The organism is Flavobacterium sp. FlaQc-30, from assembly GCF_044005885.1.
Classification (GTDB): domain Bacteria; phylum Bacteroidota; class Bacteroidia; order Flavobacteriales; family Flavobacteriaceae; genus Flavobacterium.
The window spans coordinates 175353-192966 of the sequence record NZ_JBIPCO010000003.1 but is presented as its reverse complement, the minus strand read 5'-3'; the positions used below and the strand labels follow the sequence as shown (position 1 = coordinate 192966).

General features: G+C 28.2%; 10 protein-coding genes and 3 pseudogenes. 8 read left to right on the top strand and 5 right to left on the bottom strand.

The genetic code is table 11. The features are described 5' to 3' along the window. Positions 1-3: 3 nt before the first annotated feature. Positions 4-717 (bottom strand): phosphodiester glycosidase family protein, encoded by a 714-nt coding sequence (locus tag ACHRV0_RS08845; protein WP_395440561.1) that lies wholly within the window; start codon positions 715-717, stop codon positions 4-6. Between the two features lie 168 nt (positions 718-885). Between ACHRV0_RS08845 and ACHRV0_RS08840 the strand changes: the two are divergent. From ACHRV0_RS08840 to ACHRV0_RS08830, 3 pseudogenes are all read left to right on the top strand, one after another. Beyond that, positions 886-1110: pseudogene (locus ACHRV0_RS08840) on the top strand (ATP-binding cassette domain-containing protein); the annotation flags it as partial. Between the two features lie 204 nt (positions 1111-1314). Continuing rightward, positions 1315-1764 (top strand): annotated as a pseudogene (locus tag ACHRV0_RS08835) (ABC transporter ATP-binding protein); the annotation flags it as partial. A gap of 32 nt (positions 1765-1796) precedes the next feature. After that, positions 1797-2303, top strand: a pseudogene (locus ACHRV0_RS08830) (DUF2400 domain-containing protein); the annotation flags it as partial. A 23-nt stretch (positions 2304-2326) separates the two neighbouring features. Here ACHRV0_RS08830 and ACHRV0_RS08825 read toward each other — a convergent pair. Further along, complete coding sequence (locus ACHRV0_RS08825; protein WP_395440560.1) at positions 2327-3343, bottom strand: hypothetical protein; 1017 nt, start codon at positions 3341-3343, stop codon at positions 2327-2329. Between the two features lie 96 nt (positions 3344-3439). On the opposite strand from ACHRV0_RS08825, the gene ACHRV0_RS08820 reads away from it, so the two are divergent. Continuing rightward, complete coding sequence (locus ACHRV0_RS08820; RefSeq protein ID WP_395440559.1) at positions 3440-9457, top strand: hypothetical protein; 6018 nt, start codon at positions 3440-3442, stop codon at positions 9455-9457. Between the two features lie 114 nt (positions 9458-9571). Further along, a complete protein-coding gene (locus tag ACHRV0_RS08815) occupies positions 9572-10336 on the top strand; it encodes a TIGR02757 family protein (protein WP_395440778.1) in 765 nt (254 codons plus the stop codon). Between the two features lie 21 nt (positions 10337-10357). Here the strand turns inward: ACHRV0_RS08815 and ACHRV0_RS08810 are convergent, their stop codons facing one another. Both ACHRV0_RS08810 and ACHRV0_RS08805 read right to left on the bottom strand, forming a co-directional pair. Beyond that, complete coding sequence (locus ACHRV0_RS08810; RefSeq protein ID WP_395440557.1) at positions 10358-11914, bottom strand: S1 RNA-binding domain-containing protein; 1557 nt, start codon at positions 11912-11914, stop codon at positions 10358-10360. Next, entirely contained in the window at positions 11904-14861 is a 2958-nt protein-coding gene (locus tag ACHRV0_RS08805) for an NERD domain-containing protein (RefSeq protein ID WP_395440556.1), read from the bottom strand. The genes ACHRV0_RS08810 and ACHRV0_RS08805 overlap by 11 nt, the downstream gene beginning before the upstream one ends. A gap of 403 nt (positions 14862-15264) precedes the next feature. Between ACHRV0_RS08805 and ACHRV0_RS08800 the strand changes: the two genes are divergently transcribed. Further along, positions 15265-15537 (top strand): helix-turn-helix domain-containing protein, encoded by a 273-nt coding sequence (locus ACHRV0_RS08800; RefSeq protein WP_395440555.1) that lies wholly within the window; start codon positions 15265-15267, stop codon positions 15535-15537. 88 nt (positions 15538-15625) lie between these two features. On the opposite strand, the gene ACHRV0_RS08795 is transcribed toward ACHRV0_RS08800, so the two are convergent. After that, a complete protein-coding gene (locus ACHRV0_RS08795; protein ID WP_395440554.1) occupies positions 15626-15841 on the bottom strand; it encodes a helix-turn-helix transcriptional regulator in 216 nt (71 codons plus the stop codon). Between the two features lie 187 nt (positions 15842-16028). Between ACHRV0_RS08795 and ACHRV0_RS08790 the strand changes: the two genes are divergently transcribed. Together ACHRV0_RS08790 and ACHRV0_RS08785 are read left to right on the top strand one after the other, a co-directional pair. Next, positions 16029-16649, top strand: coding sequence for a hypothetical protein (locus ACHRV0_RS08790; protein ID WP_395440553.1), 621 nt, complete (start codon positions 16029-16031; stop codon positions 16647-16649). Further along, positions 16642-17601, top strand: coding sequence for a hypothetical protein (locus tag ACHRV0_RS08785; protein ID WP_395440551.1), 960 nt, complete (start codon positions 16642-16644; stop codon positions 17599-17601). Before ACHRV0_RS08790 ends, ACHRV0_RS08785 begins: the two co-directional genes overlap by 8 nt. The last annotated feature ends 13 nt before the right edge of the window (positions 17602-17614 follow it).

The following is a 17614-nucleotide window of genomic DNA, read 5'->3' as shown; positions in this document are numbered from 1 at the left end:
CCTTTATTTTTTTCTAACTACTGCAAATAATGCACCAAAATTTCCGTCAGTTTGAATCCACTTTTCCGAAGGCACATAAGCTCTCGATACAAAACCGTCTAAATACAAAGCATTCTTGCATCCCAAGCCTTTAAAATACGCTGCAAAATCATAAAAATTTATTTCCTTTTTAGACAATACAAAAACTACATTTCCATTTGGCAGAATTCCAACACCGTTTCTAATATTCAAGTTAGAAGAACCTTCTTTAAATTCGGGATGTATTTTTCCATCAATAACCAGCATAGGACCTGATTGCGTGGCATACTTTACTTTTGCATTATTTTGAAACTGTTCTGTTTTACAAATTACAGGTACATTTCCTGTTGTTATGTAAAATACTCCGTTAGGTTTTAAATAAAAATTTCCAACATCGTTTGTTGTATCTAATGCTGTTAATACTTTTTGTTTCTCGATATAAAGTCCTTGAGGCGAATTTTCTTTATTATACATTCCCGCATTCATCGCAAAATCTAAAACCAGATTTTGTTTTTCAATCCAGTCTTTTAAATTTTGAATGCTTTTAAATTTTTCGCCATTCTCGTTTTTCCAAAACAATCTCAAATCTTGCTTTTTAACATCGATTGTATATACTACAAAAGAATTTTTATCATAAACTTTTGCACTTATAAAAATAATCAATATTGCCGCCGTAAGCAAAAATAGCTTTAATTTCATGTTCAATAAAACCTTCATAAAAACCATATAAAATTTCATCACTAATTTATGTTGTTTTTCTCACAAACAAACTATTTACTGCATTAAAAATGTTATTCATAAAATTCTGTTACAACCCATTTTTATATCGACAGATTCTTTGTTTCTTTGTAAAAACAGTTTCACTACATGATACACGCAAAAAACATACATAAATTCTACGATAAACTTGAAGTTTTAAAGGGAGTTGATTTACATATTAAAAAAGGCGAAATTGTTTCGATCGTTGGAGCTTCTGGTGCAGGAAAAACAACTTTATTACAAATTTTAGGAACTTTAGATAAACCAGACAGTAATCCTGATTCATCATTAACCATTAATGGCGAAAATGTTTTGAAACTGCAAGATGTTGAAACTGATAATTCAAAAGAAGAAAGAAAATTTAAGATCATTACTTGGGCAAGTTCGATTTACATCATACTTCTGGCTGTTTTTTTACTGTTTTTCAGAACTAAAATCTTCGACGAAATAGTACGATTAATTACAATTGGCGCTTTATTTTTACCAATAGTTTTAATGCTTGTTTATTATACAAGATATTTCAAAAAGAAAAGCAAAAAGGACAAAATACTATCCGATTTTAGAAATTTGAATCTTGGATTTATTTTTCAGTTTCATCAATTATTACCAGAATTCACTGCTTTAGAAAACGTTTGTATTCCCGCTTTTATGGCTAACAAACCAAAAGCTGAAACGGAAAAGGAAGCTAAAAGAATCTTAGAATATCTTGGTCTATCACACAGAATCAATCACAAACCAAACGAACTTTCGGGCGGAGAGCAACAGCGTGTTGCGGTTGCAAGAGCTTTAATCAATAAACCAGATGTTATTTTTGCCGATGAACCTTCTGGAAACCTCGACACACATTCGGCAGAAAATTTACATCAATTGTTTTTTCAGCTTCGTGACGAATTTGGGCAGACTTTTGTAATTGTAACTCACAATGAAGAATTAGCGAATATGGCTGATAGAAAATTAATTATGGTCGACGGCCAAATTAGTAATTAGGTTTCCTAATTATTTGAATATTTCATTTGAACATGAACCAAAAAGAACTTAAAGAATTTCTTGACGAAAAAGTCATTCAATATAACAATCAGGATTTTATTGAAAGTGATCCCGTTCAGATTCCCCATTTATTTACTCAAAAAGAAGATATTGAGATTGCAGGTTTTCTGAGCGCTTCAATTGCTTGGGGAAATCGCAAAATGATTATCAAAAATTCGCATAAAATGATGGAATTAATGGGTAGCACACCTTACGATTTTGTCATGTCACATTCTGAAGATAATTTAGCCGATTTAGAAACTTTTGTGCACCGCACTTTCAACGGTAAAGATTTTGGCGGATTCATTAAAGGTTTACAACATATTTACAAAAACCATAACGGACTTGAAGCTGTATTTGCCAAAAATCAGGAAAAAGACAGTTTGCAAAAAAGTATAAGCGAATTCAAAAAAATATTTTTCGAAATCGATCATTTACCTCGAACACAAAAACATATTTCAGATCCGCTGAATAATTCGGCAGCAAAACGAATTAATATGTAAACAAGGATAATTAAGGAAGTTTATTTTTTAGGCCAAATGCATGATGCGTAATCAGCATTGCCATTCCCTATAGGCAATCTTTTTAAACAATGTTCCTCGGGATTGAATATTGCTTCTTTTTGAAGTATAAAATTAATTAGAGGAACAGATAATTCTGCTCCAACAGCTTTTCTTATTTTTATTAAAAGCCATCCAATATCAATAATTTGATTAAGCCAGATTGTTGCCTCTTCAATTGTTATTACTAAATGAGGTGGGTCAAAGTGCATCATATGATTTCTTAGCTCTCGTAAATTATTGACATTTTGCATGTAATCTTCTGCTCCAAGATGATTTCCAGAAATCTTATATATCCATCCAATTTTATCATCAAACTTTCTGCCATGCCTAATACCAAGTTTTTTTTCATCAAAGTTCCAATTAGGTAAAGGATTATATTGTGCCTTTATATATATTTGATGCAGTGTAATCTCAATAAGAGATATACTGTCACTAATTAATGCCCTTAAATCAAAAAAACAATCATCTGTTAATGCTTCATGAGAATTATTTATTAGTTTGGTTCTATATCTAACTATTCGATGCAATAACTGAGGTTGTAAACTTGTATACGTGTGTCCTTCTCTAATTAATTTTGGTGTAATTGGATAATCTTCTCCATATATTTGTTTGGTATATCCATCTGCAATAGTCAATCCTTCTGGAGCAGTATGGTCATGGACATGAAAATTTATTTTACCTTCAAAAGTAGAATCAAGCCAAAAACACTTAAATACGGGTAACTGAAAAACCTCTGTATCGAAATATCCTTCTTCCCTTATGAATTTAGCTATTTCTACATAATTTACTGGTTTACTTGTTATATCGTTGTTTGCGATATCCTTACCATGAATATTATATAAGTTTTTATCTTTTCGCCACTGATTAAGAGATAACTCTCTATTAAAAATCTGATTACAAATTAATAAACTTGCTTGACTCATACTTCCTGTTCGCGGAGTTTGAGAAAAAATAATATATTGATGATTGTTTAACATATTTCAAATACTTTTTTATATCTGAAATATAAACAAATATTGCATTTAGAAGAAAGTTAATATTAAATTTATCAATTATTGTAATTTAATGAATATATGAAATCATCAGGTGAAGTTGCCGCTATTTTTGGATATAATAAACAATATAATGTATTTGCTGTTGAAATTTATGACTCGTTACTAAATAACGATTTAGAATGGGTGGAGCTTGCTAGTAATGATGCGGGGAAATTAGATGATGTATTAATAGGTTCTAAAAAAGAAGTAAAGGCATATCAAGTAAAAGATATTACTGGCAATCTGACATATCAAAAGTTTACTGATTCTGATACTGAAAGTATTTTCAAAGGTTGTTATAAAGGATGGCTTTACCTAAAAGAAAAATATCCTGAAAAGAAAATATTAGCCAAATATATTTCGAATGAATTACCTTCATCAAGTGATAAAATTTCAAAATTCATTGGTACAAAAACACCTTCTTTTAAAGAATTTATTCAATTATTCTGGAATCGAATTAAAATTGAAAATCTAGAAGTAGATGAGATTTCTTCTCAGTGGAAAGAAGTCTTTAACGAATTAAAAATGAAAACTAACTCAAGTGATGCTAATTTAATTGAGTTTATTAAATCTTTTGATTTTGTGCTAAATAATGATTACAAAGTTTATGAAAATATGTTAGGGAATAATAATTCTCAACGATATAGGGACATAGAAAAAATCTCTAAACATATTTTTAAAGTTATTGGTACACAAGGAACAACAAGATACGAAAGAGTAGAATTTCTAAAAGAATTTGGGTTATTGTCACGCTATGAAACTCATTTTAAGCATTCTTTTTTTGTTGATGAAGAGCATTATCAGCCAATAACAGATACAATTCAAAAGTTAGAATTTGTAATTAATAATACCCTAAAAGGATATATTGCTGTAATTGGCAATGCTGGTTCAGGAAAATCAACTTTATTAACAAAATGGTTAAAAGACCGTAAGGAAAAAGTATTACGGTATTATGCATATATAAACAAAGAAATGAATGGCGAATACGGTTATCGAGGTGAAGCTGAAATTTTCCTTAAAGACCTTTTAATTCAAATTAGAGAGCATCAATATTCTTCAGTAGAAAACTTACCTTCAGAGACTTTGCCTGAATTACAAAAACAACTTTCCTATGAACTTGAAAAATTTAAAAATGAAGGGAGAAAGGTTTTTATAATTGTAGACGGGTTAGACCATATTGAACGAGAACAAAATGTTAATAAAAGTTTAATTGACATTTTACCTATACCAAACCAAATCCCAGATAATGTATATTTTATTTTAGGTACAAGAACCACTAGAAACTTAGCGAATTTACCTGAGCGAATTAAAATTAGCTTGGAAGATGAGGGAAGAACTATTATAATTAACCCACTTTCTCCTAGTCAAATTCAAAAATTGCTCAAATCTCATAAGATATATCTAAACAACAGTCAATTAGCAAATTTAAATACAAACACGCTTGGGCATCCTTTATTTCTTCGTTACACTATTGAAGAATTACAGAATGTTTCAAAAGAATCTTATGATAGCCTAATTGATAATAAAAGCTTCAAAGGAGATATATATGAAGAGTATAAAATATTTTGGAACAAAAATAAATTAGAAGATAACTTTATAAACATTCTTGGTATAATATCAAGATTTCGATACTCATATATTGACATAAATTTACTTCCAAAATTTGTGAGTTCGAGAGCAGACTGGAATAAAGTTGAAAAATTATCAGAACATTTCTTCTATAAGAAAAATAATATATGGCAGTTTTTTCATAATAGCTTTAAAGAATTTTTAAAGGACGAAACAGCCAAAAATTATATTACAAATCAATATGATGAAAAGATTGACACTGGATTTCATTTGAGAATTTACGATGTGATAGCTAATTCAAATGCAGACTATAAGTGGAATGTTTTATTTCATTTATATCATGGTAAGAATTACGATGAATTACTTTCTATTGCAACCCAAGATTTTTTTAGAGAGCAATGGTTTGATTTTAGAAATCATAGAAATATTTACGATGATATTAAAATCGCTTCTGATACTTCATATATACAAAACTCTTCTAAAAAACTTTTTGAATATATTTTAGCACATTCTGAATTGACACAAAGAATTAATAACTTTTATCCAAGTGATTACTTTAGAACATTTCATCAATTAAATAAAATAGATATAGCAAATTCTTTCATATTTGATAATACAGAACTACTCGTTTCAAATTCTAAAGTCCTAGAATATGCATTGGAAATTTATAAAAAAGGAAATCATGCGTTAGCTTTTGACTTACTAAAAAAAGCTGAACCCGTTTATCTCCTAAATATTACTAAAGAAGTTTCTCCTAATCGTTATGATAGAGATGAACTAGCAGAAGTAGATGAAGTAGAATTAATCAAAAATTGGGCAATTTTATCTAGTTTATTTTATCCCACAAAAAAGATTTTTGAAAAAGTTTCCACTATCAAGATAATAGTTGATGAAAGGAGAGGAAATACAGAAAGAAATATTCTACAAGAAATTAGTGATGAAATAACAGATTTTTTAGTTGAATTAGAAGACTGGGAGAAACTAAATAACCTTTACTCATTTATAAATAAAAATCCAGAAATTAATATTTTTCATTTTTGTTTTGAAACAGTTTGGCAACTTGATAATAATAATGATTTATATGGTTTATGTTTAAACGACTTACGAAAATGGAGTTATGATGAGGATGTAAATCCTATAAATAGAAGATTAGCTTTAGTTGAAATATTTATAAATAAAAATCTAGAGGAAGGGAAAAAAAGATTTGATAAACTAAAACACCCAAAAGAAATTAAAATAAATGACAATTATTTATATGGAACTCTAGATTATGTTTATGATTATTCTAGACTATTTTACATTATTTCAAAAGAGTTTGATGTTGACTCTTCATTATTAGTTCCTAATTTAAACAAAGAAATACTTCTAGGCTTCTATTCAGAATTTGCCGAGTTAGGAAAGTCAAGCGCATATATCTACTGTGGAAATAGTGATGCTTCAACAGGTTTTATATTTCGATTCAAACAAATATTAGGATATTTTAATTATTCTCATTTAGACTATGATTATGACTACAGTATTCAACAAAATAAAGCTGAACTAATTAATTTAGTGTTACTTGTCAGTTCTAGGATATCAACAGATTTTTTCAATCAAATTCTAAATGAAATATCAATTGCATGGCAAAAAAACTTAAAGCACTGGAGCAGAAAAGATAAGCAAGAAGTAATTGAATTTGTCATAGACTCAAAGATAAACATTGATTGGTGTTCTAAAGAATTAAATATATTGAACAAAGAATTGTTTGAATATGGAGATACTTATTCAAGAATTGAGAATGGTGTCAAACAGATAGAATTGCTATCATTATTAAATAAGATTGACGAAGGAGAAGAAATTCTAAATAAACTTATGGAAATTTCGTTTGATATAAATCATGAAAAAGATTCGCAACTAGATGATATCATTAATTGGTTTGAGAAAAAGGAGAATATCGATTCTAAAGAGATTGAATTTTATATTAATTGTCTTGATTCTATTAATCAAAAGACTAGTAGGGCTTCTGAAAACATTGCTAAAAAATTACTCAACTTAGCACTACCTAGAGGTAATGGTTTTGAGATTTTTAAATATCTTTTGTTTGAAGGACAAGTTAATTTTAATGATAGTTTAGAAATCTTATTAATTCATTTTTTAAATGTATTTCCTGAACACAGTACTTTATTCAGTAAAATGTTTACTCGTATAATTCTAAATTTTGACAATGATTATTCTTATAGAACTTCTTTCATTGAGGAATTATTTAATCGTAATTTATCACAATTAGAATTAAATTTTTTAGTCAATGAAATTGCCATACATAGTGTTTTTGAGCACCGTCAATCTTATTATAGTTTAATAAAAAAATATACAGAGAAAAATCATTTAGAATTTGTTATGCAAATAACCTCTACAAATGATAACAATAGAAATGATGATTATTCTCATCTAAAGCTAAAAGGAGAAGTTACCATTAATAAAAAAGATGTTCTCGAGCGAATAAATTCTTATAATGATATTATTGAACTGTTAGAACAAGAAGATAGGAATAGTTATTTTAAATGGTCTACTCCAGTTGTTAAGATTATTGATAAATTAAAAAGTAATGAGATTAGAAAAATTAAAGAGAAAAAAAACTTTGACAGTATAGAGCTCGTTAAAATTGCAAAAGCTTATGATGAGAGTAGGAATGATGTTGAATTTACAAAAGAACTTCTAGATGAAGCTATCAAAAAATCATCTTCTTCTGGATGGTTCAAGTATTATGATGGAGGAAGCAAGTTAGAGACATATAAACTACTAAAAACCATTGATAATAATACAAGTAAATTAGTTTTTAAAGATTTTGTTTCAAACATTGATATAGTAGATTCTAAGCTTATTAATGTAGTACATGAAATACTTGCCTTAATTGATGATGATTTTAGTTTTTCTAGCTATTATGATATTTTAGAGTCATATAAAAATGAATTACTGAAAACACATTACAACGAATCGACTACTCCAAATATCGATGGAAATTTAAGTAATGAAGATTTTTTTTATGAGACAATAAAATTTTTAATAGGATTTCCAACAAATTTTGATGATGTCATATTTGAAATTTTTATCGAAGAATTGGATAAAAACAAAAAAATAATAGAAAAAATTTTAAATCATCTTTATCATGAAAAATATGACTATCAATTTATAAAATTATTGTCAGCAATAAGCTTAAAAGATTTAAAATTTGTTAAATCTTATGAAACCAATGTCATAGAATTTTTAAATCATTCACGATTCGATATTCACAGAATCGCAGTGAGGATTTTAGAACGTTTACAAATTAATTATAAAAAATTATTTAATCGAAAAACTACACAGATTCCATTGGCATACAAACTAGAGTTTGAATATAAACCTGAATTAGTAGTTTCTGAAAAAGAAAAAATTAAGAGGCTTAATAAAACAGGTTATTTAAGAGAAACAAATGACCCAATCGAATATTGTAATTTATATAAATTAGAAATTAAGACTTTATCAAAAGGAACAGGGTTCCAAATTATAAATTTAGCTACACGTATAGTTGATTTAGGGGATAAATTTTTAAACCAACCCGATTGGTATAAGAATTTATCAGAAAAAGAAATCAGAGATATTTACAAGCATCGATTTGATTTAAAAGTTTCATATAGAAGACCAAGATATCAAAAGGTATGGGCTGGGTTGATGATTGTTGTTAAAGAACTTTGGGAACTGAATCTAATAGATAGAAGTCATGCTAATTTTTTATCAAACCAATTTGACGAAAACTTATATTTCGTTAAACCTGAAATGAAACCATCATTTATTTCATCAATAATAAAAGAAGATAATTATGTTCCTTTTGCAAATGAAAAATGGGTATCTGAATTATCGTTAAAGTATCTATCAGATAACTTGAAACTAACTGATAATGAGTTTTATGTCATTGCTGAGCACTCATTGATAGAAGGTCAAGGAGATGGTCACACACAAGAGACGAGACAATCATTTGTCGATTTTGAGAGAGTTGATTTTAATGATGATTTTATAATTTTTGAAAAGGTTTATAATCAACTTATTTCAGATTACGCTAATATTGAAATTGATGGGTTATGTTTCTATAATTTTCAATTGACTGTAGATAAGAAAGTAAACTGGCTAGCTTTTAACCCAGAAATTGCTGTTCTTATGGGTCTTGAATTGAGTAGAGATGGTATATTTAGATGGGTTGACAAAGAGAATACTATTGTAATTGAATCGGTATTCTGGCAGAATAATGACGAAACAAACAAAAGTAGGAATCTTCATTCAGAATGTGGTCATGGATGGTATGTTCGAATTACTAAAGCGGGAATCGAAAAATTAAAAGAGTTAGAATTATATCCTCAATATCATCATCAAAAAATATCTCGAAATTTAACTTTTATTCAAAATAGATATAATACATACATTGAAAATAAAAACGATATTGATAACATTGTAGAAATAGATTTATTAGAGTTATAAATCAAAAGATGTACTTTCAAAAACTGTACTCAATGGATACTATAATTTTCAACCTTTATTAAATAGATTATCTTTGCTGAAATTATTTATAAAAGAAGTATAAAAATGTTTGAAATAAAAAAAGACGAGTTAAAAGACTTTCTTGATTCAAAAGTAGTTCAATATAATACAATAGATTTCATAGAACCCGACCCAATAAGTGTACCTCATAGATACTCTTTAAAAGAAGACGTTGAAATTGCGGGTTTTTTAGCTTCAACAATAGCTTGGGGTAATCGAAAAATGATTACAAAAAATGGTCATAGAATGATGGACTTGTTGGGGAATTCACCTTATGATTTTGTAATGAGCCATAAAGAAAACCAGCTAGAAAGATTAGAGGGCTTCGTTCATCGTACATTTAATTCAGAGGATTTTGTATATTTTATAAAAGCTTTGAATCACATTTATTCAAACAAAGGAGGATTAGAAGCAATTTTCACTAAATATCAAACAGAAGATTCATTACAGCAATCAATTCATGAGTTTAATAAAATTTTTTTTGAGATACCTCATCAATCTAGAACTAGAAAACATGTTGCTGACCCTTTAAAAGGTTCTGTTGCGAAAAGAATAAATATGTGTTTAAGATGGTTTGTAAGAAATGATAATGCAGGGGTAGATTTAGGTATTTGGAAAGACATACCTATGTCTAAACTTTCCTGTCCTTTAGATATTCATTCTGGAAATGTGGCACGTAAGTTAGGGCTTTTAGAAAGAAAACAAAATGACGGAAAGGCTTTATTAGAACTAGATACTAATTTAAGACTTCTTGACCCTAAAGACCCTGTAAAATACGATTTTGCCTTATTTGGTTTGGGAATTTTTGAAGGATTCTGAGAAATACAGACTAGCTGGAACTTAAAAAGTTTCTATTAATTTTAATTGAATTCCTTTATCAGTAACCTTTTCAATTTTAACCTTTACTTTTTTGTTTTTTACAAATGCTTCTTTGTAAGAACTTTTTAAATGGTTTGGTAAACTATTTTTATGTAATAAGCCATCAGTACCATCTTGCATGCGAATAAAAATTCCAAAATCGGTTATATTTGTTACACTACCATCTAAAATCTTACCAATAAGATTTTTAGTTTTTCCACTAAGATGTTCTTCAATTAGAGAAATTCTTTCAGCTATATTTTTACCATCATAAGATTGCATAGTATAAAACTCAACAATTGCTCCTTTTAAATTCTCAATTGATTTCATCTTTTTTACTAAATCTTTTTTATGAAATTCTATTAAATTATTATGTTCATCTTTTATACGTCCTATTTTTCCATTTTTGTGAATTGAAATAATTGAGCCTTTTCTTTTAGGATGTTTGCCATACCTTTCATTTGACCAAAAAATATTTGCATCATGCATTATTTCTTTTATAGTTCGCAATGATGTTTTGTCAATTTTATAATAGAGAAATAACTTATTATATTCTGCTTTTTCTTTCCATTCATTTTCTTTAAGAATCGCACAAATTAATTCCGCTAATATCTTGCCTTCTTCTTGTCTTTTTAGTTTAAAGAGAATGCGAGCCTGAAGCAAATATAAACCAATAAGAAAGTGAGGTTCATTACCATGAAATATTGCATCAACGGCATGTTTCCACGCTTTTATATAATCCTTTTTTTCGAAGTAGATTTCAGAGATATCTCGATACAAAAACCATTTATCATTACCTGCTTTACTTTCCAAAAGTTCTTTAAATAATTCTTCACTTTTTTCATGATTACCTAAACCATCTTCTGACAATGCAATTCTCATTTTAAACCACAAATCATTATTATAATGAAATTTAGAAAGCAACTCTAATCCCTTTGTACAAGACTCTATACAAGATTCAAAATACCCTAATTTTAGGAGGGCTTTAGTTTTTAGCGCAAAATATTTTTCAAGGTCTGATGATAATTCTACATCTCCTCTTGATGAAGTCTCTATTGTTTTTGATTTGTTTGATAACAATGAATAATCTAATACCGATAAAAGTTCATTTATCTTAGTTGCGTTAAAGAGATTCTCCGCATGAGCATCACAAAGTTTCAAAACTGAAATAGTCGTAGGACAAGGATAAGAATCTTCTTCTATCAAGCATTTTTGAGGTGAATGATGTACTAAGTCTTCTATAAATTTTTCATTTTCTAGTAAATCGATTCTACTTTTACCTTTAACACATTTGTCAAAAATCAACCAACCGTATAAATTAGTAACTTTCTCATCTTTGATTTTTTTTGCAATTTCTGTAGCTAAAGATAAATTTAGAAAAGTTGATACTCTCATGGCTTTTAAAGTATAAAAAGCATCCCAAACACTAAATTGCTCTGGATAAACTTCCCATAATTCTTGATATACCTTTACCGCTTCGTTAGGGTTGGTACTTACTAATGCTTTTGCTTTTTCTTCAAAATCTCGTTTAGTATTCATCAATAAGCCATTTTTTAAGATTCTCACCTAAACTGTCATTAGATTTTTCTAGCATTATGAACTGACTAATAAAACCGTCATTGCTATACCACACTTTAAATTTTGCATTTTCTAAATTTGAATTAATTCTGAAAACATCTTGATTATTATGTGATTCTATTATTTTTAACTCAAAATCTTTTTCTAAGAGTTTCTTCTTCCATTTTCCATAAACTTTTCCTCTAAAGTCGGTTGGCATGGAAAGAGATTTTTCATTTTCACTTGCAGATTTAAATAAGTCTTCAATAAAATTATTAATGTTTGATTCATTTTCACCTTCACTTTTCTCTATTCTAATAGATGAAACTGTCCAATTGTCTTTTATTCCTTTATTATTTATGGCAATAATTAAATGTTTATTATCAGTACTTGGAATTGAAAAATTAATCTTAGTTAGGTATTCTCCATTTTGACTTACAGATTCTAATAAATAACCATTAAGTTCAAATAGTTTCGCTAGTTCACAAATACTACCTTTTACACTTTCTTTTAGTGTATCTGGTACTTTATCTTTAAATCTATTTTCAATGGTGTAATTATCAAATGACAAAAATGTCTTTTTAGGTTTAGATGAATTATTATTTTCTACTGTTGTGTCTTCAAAATAAGTTTCCATTAAAGGATTTATAATTTGAGGATTTGCGATTCTCAAGATACCAGAAGTTGTTGTAATCCCAGAATATAACCAACGGAAATACTCTGAATTTTTAATTCCTCTGTTTTCACCCTGATATGAGTTCATAATAACATTGGTAAAAGTAGAACCTATACATTTGTGAACAGTTAGAGCCCAACCATAATTTGCATAAACGGCATTTACGAGTGGATTTGTCTGAATTATATTTGAAAGAATTCTACTTTTGAATCTTTTTAAGTAAATATCTTGCAACTGTCTAAGCTCTCTTTGCTTTTGGTCTAATTTAGTTTTTACTTTTTCACCTTTCTTGTAATTTTCATTTAGACTTTTCTCTTCATTAAATAATTGTTTATACAATTTATCTTGTGTGAGTTGAATATGCTCGTAAGAATCTTCAAATGGTTGTTCTTTTATATTGGAAGCAACAATCTGATTTACAAACACACGAAAAGCAATTTGTTCTTCTTTTGAAAGCTTGTCATCACTATTAAAATAATTATTTAGTAACCAAACTTCTGTTGTAGACTTGTTCTGCAAATTAAGACAGTTCACTTTGATTTTCGTGAAGTGTAATGATATTGGCGCTGTAGCTTGTCTAAGTGGTATAGTTTGAGTAATTGATTCCCCAATTTCCTCAACAAGAAGAAACATACCGTTATGTAATTTGATTGGTTGTCCAAAACCACTTTTGTCAATAATATTGATATTATTATTAACAATTAGTAAATCATTTTTGGCTAATTCTCTTCCATTTTTAAGGCAATTTGTTTTAATCCATCGATTAATTCTCTTTGCATCTCTATTAGAGAAAACCAATACTGTATTAATTGGTTCCGAATTAATTGGAACAGTAAACCATTCTGTTAAATATTTAGGAATAGTATCTTTATCTATTTCTACTAGGTCATTTGGTTTCCAGGGATATTCGAGGTCATTAAACAACTTATTCTCAATTCCTTTTGCAAGTTTGTTTCTTAATTCAAGTTTACCATCAATACTTTCATTAAGTGTTTGATGTCTGTGATAGTATATTTTACCATCATATAATTCTGCTATTGTATTAAGATTAATTGCGGAATCAATATCCTTTCCATAAGTCAAAGAGTAAGGGTCACCTATACAAATTAGTTTTCGTTTTGTTTTTTCTAAATTGAGAAAGTTAAATAAGTCCTCCAATAACCTGCCCGAACCAAATCTTAATAATTCTGATTGATGTAAGCTTCTTGATACCAAATGTGCTTCATGTAATATAATTACTGCTGATTGGTCAATAGTATCATCTGGACGGATTGGTATAACTTCTTGTAATTGTTCTTCATACAATTTATCCTTTTCAGTATTATTCTCTCTTTCAAGTGTTTTAGGAGCGCCACCATAAATTGAATTGTATAAACTTTGTAATTCGAATCCCAAACGTAATGATACTTTTCTTCCAATTCTAGCAGAATGAATCCATATTTCTGTTTGTGGAATATTGAAGTTTAATGCTTCTGATAAAATGTATTGCGCCCAATTATCTCTGTCTACAGTGGACATCGATTCGAGAACTAAAATACCGCTAGTATCTGTTTTCAAAAACTCAGAGATAGCAGTTTCTACTTTTTCCTCAATTTCAAAAGTACGTTCTACAAGAGACTTAACTTTAGGAAGTTCAATGTGCTCTAACCAATCTTCAGCATTAAATATTTTTAATAATGCATCAGCAGTAGTTTTTGAATATTTGTTATCACTCGAATAATCGTAAAGAAATGTACCCAAATTAGACTCTTGCGTTACCTTATAAAATGGAATTTCCTTCGGAACACTATTTTCAATAATTAAGGAATCTGAAAATATATTTAATATACAAGTTTTGTTTTCTTGGAGTAAATTATTTAGGTAAATCTCCGAACGAATAATTTCTTTGAAAGCTTCTCTATAAGAATTTAGTTGTTTAAAAGGATTGATAAACTTATTACCAGCCTTCACTAATGTTCTTTCATTATCATAATCTGATTCGGTATACCATTGAGATGTCTCAAAATCAGTTTTATTGTTTGGAAATATTAATTTTCCTCCATAAACTTTAAAATCGATGATTATAAAACCATAGTCATAGAGTAAAATAGCATCAGCACGGAAGCGTGAATATTTTTCGTTGAATGGATTTCCAATTAAAATACCTGTCCATTCTTTTTGCTTAAAAAGTATTTTTAAAGACGATGCAACTCGGCGGAATTGTTCATTTTCATGAATATGATAAGCTCTATTATGTTTAACTTCTAATGCCATAACTTTCCATAAAGAATCTATAATTTTACAAATAATGAATTACTCACAAGTAAAGAAAAAAATATTATTTTTCAGTTGGTTTAGGCAGATAATATGGAAGTTTAACCACATAAAAGTTTATTATATAGTGTTTGAAGGTGTACAACTTCCCAAACGTTTTTCTTGATTGGTTTATATAAGCAAATATATAAATAATCAAATTTGATTTTTAATTTCACCCAAAAACACGTAATTATACCTATTACTAACTGTTAATTAAATCGTCAAAGAACAAATATCAATTTTTAACAACTAGCTCTATTATGGAAAACCATATTTTGTTCGAATAGAGAAATCTTAGTATACAGAATTTCAATAATCTTAAATTTTTGATATATCAAAAATATTAATAACAATTTCTAACATGGAAAATGCAATTCTATTAAACAATTTATCACCAGCGGAATTAGAAGAAATTATCAAAAAAGCTGTTAAAACTCAATTAGAAGAATTTAAAAAAAACAATGGTAATCCTGATGAATTACTAACTAGGTCTGAAGCCTGTAGTTATTTGAAAATCAATATGACGACTTTATGGAATTGGTCAAAAAAAGGGAAAATAATTTCTTATGGCATCGGTAACAGAGTTTATTATAAGAAATATGAGTTGTTAGAGAGTTTAGTTAGATTAAATTGAATCGTCTAATTATCAGTAACTTCTTATTGCGAATAAGGAACATGAATTCAAAAAACGACATTAATATCGACCAAAATAATATTGAAGGTTAAAAATCAAGTAATTCGCTTAAGGTTATTCCAAGCCCTTTTGAAATTTCAAGGAGATATAGGTAGGTAGGATTAAATTCTCCAGCTTCAACCTTATGAATTGACTGTTGGTCTTTTAATATGCTTAAACCAAGTTTAGCTTGTGATAACCCACGAGCTAATCTTAATTGCTTAATACGCAATCCCAAACGTTTTAAATCCTCAACATTGTCCATAAACTATATTTCAAGACAATTTGAGGATAATGCGTATTTTTTTTAACATACTATAGTATGTTAATTTTATTTTTTACTTATGTTTGCTAAAATTTTAAAATGATAGCAAAAAGTAAATGATTTGATTTTTACTAAAGTGTAATAAAGTTTTTATTTAATTCTTAAACAGTTATAAATTAAAGATAAAATGATTAAAAGTATTAGAATTGGGATTTTAGGACTAATTTCTTTACTCTTTACTTATTGCCAAGAGAGAGAGAAACCTAAAAAGATTGAAATAAAAAAAGCACAAAAGAAATATGAGAATATCAATTACTCAAAGATTGATAGCTCACTTTTTCGTTTAAGCGGTGATGGTTATCAAAGATTAGATGAAAATTGGATGAAAAGAAGAAGACTTAGATTTAAAGAATTAGGAATAGATACAACAATTTTTAATGATTGGTCAACTAATAGCATTATAGAAACGAATCTGGATGATGATAATGTAAAAGATTATATTGTTATTGCTAAGAGTCAATCCAATGCTCCAACAGATATTCATTATGCGATTATTGCTGTTTTAGGAAAATCTTTCAAGAGTTACCAGCTTCCAGATTGTTCTTGGTCAACCAAGGATTTGGAAGACTTACCAAATGAATATTCAGATGATTTCGGTTTTACTGAATATGAATTACCTATGGTGAGATTAGAGAAAAATGAAAATGTTACTACAGTATACTGTCATTCAAACCGAAATGTAGATTCTTATAATTCATATTATTATGACACTGAAAAAAAACATTTTGAAACTATTACTTATGACTAAGTTTCTTTATTTTTTATTGTTTTTAGTTTTGTTTATCTCTTGTGAAAAATCTAAAAGCTCAATTTCTTCTTTAGATGCGAAGATTAAAAATGAAGTTAAGTTAGATACTACAATTTATCCTTATGAATTAATTAATCTTGGTATTGAACCTCATATCAAAGAGTTGTCAAATGAATTAGTAGAGTACGGAAAAAAAACTCATCCCTATTGGCCTAAATGGTATTTGATAGAAAATGATTTTGATAACGATGGAAAAAAAGACAGAGTCTATTTAATAAAAGGGCTTAGGGAGAATGGTGTTGAAGACAAATATTTTTTGCTTTATTTTAAAAAGAAAAGAGTTGGTTATGAAAATTCTGTTCAAATTGATTGGTTTTCTAAACCAGGAATAGTAGAGCTAAAAAATGGCGCATTATCAGTAAATTTTGGTAATAATGAGAATGAAAGATATGGATGCAAAGATGGTAAATGGGAAAAAGTACCTATCCCTATAAATAACTATATATCACAAGATGCAGGTCAATTTTTTCAAGGGCAAAAGATAAAGAATAATGAAAAAATAATTAAGATTAATTGGGGGAAAGAAATTAGGGTAAATTACACTAGAGATATGAGCTATCAAGGTAGTCGTTATGCATCTAAATCATACAAAGTGCCAACTGGAAAAAAATGGATTTTACTTTATATAAATGAAGATTTTACATTTGAAGAAGATGGACTTGTATTAGGTTCTATTCCCAATTTATTTATCGATAACAAAGAGCAAAAATTTTATGGGAGGCAATTTTCCCACTCAAATAATATTAATTTATCAAGAGCTAAAGATGAAAACTTTAAATACTATTCAGGCTCTGTCATTAAAGCAGTTTCTAGCAGAACAAATGGAAAGGGAATGGGTAACAATTTTGTAGATTATCTTGGTGAAATCTGGTTTTTGGAAATTAATGAGTAAATTTTTCAGAATA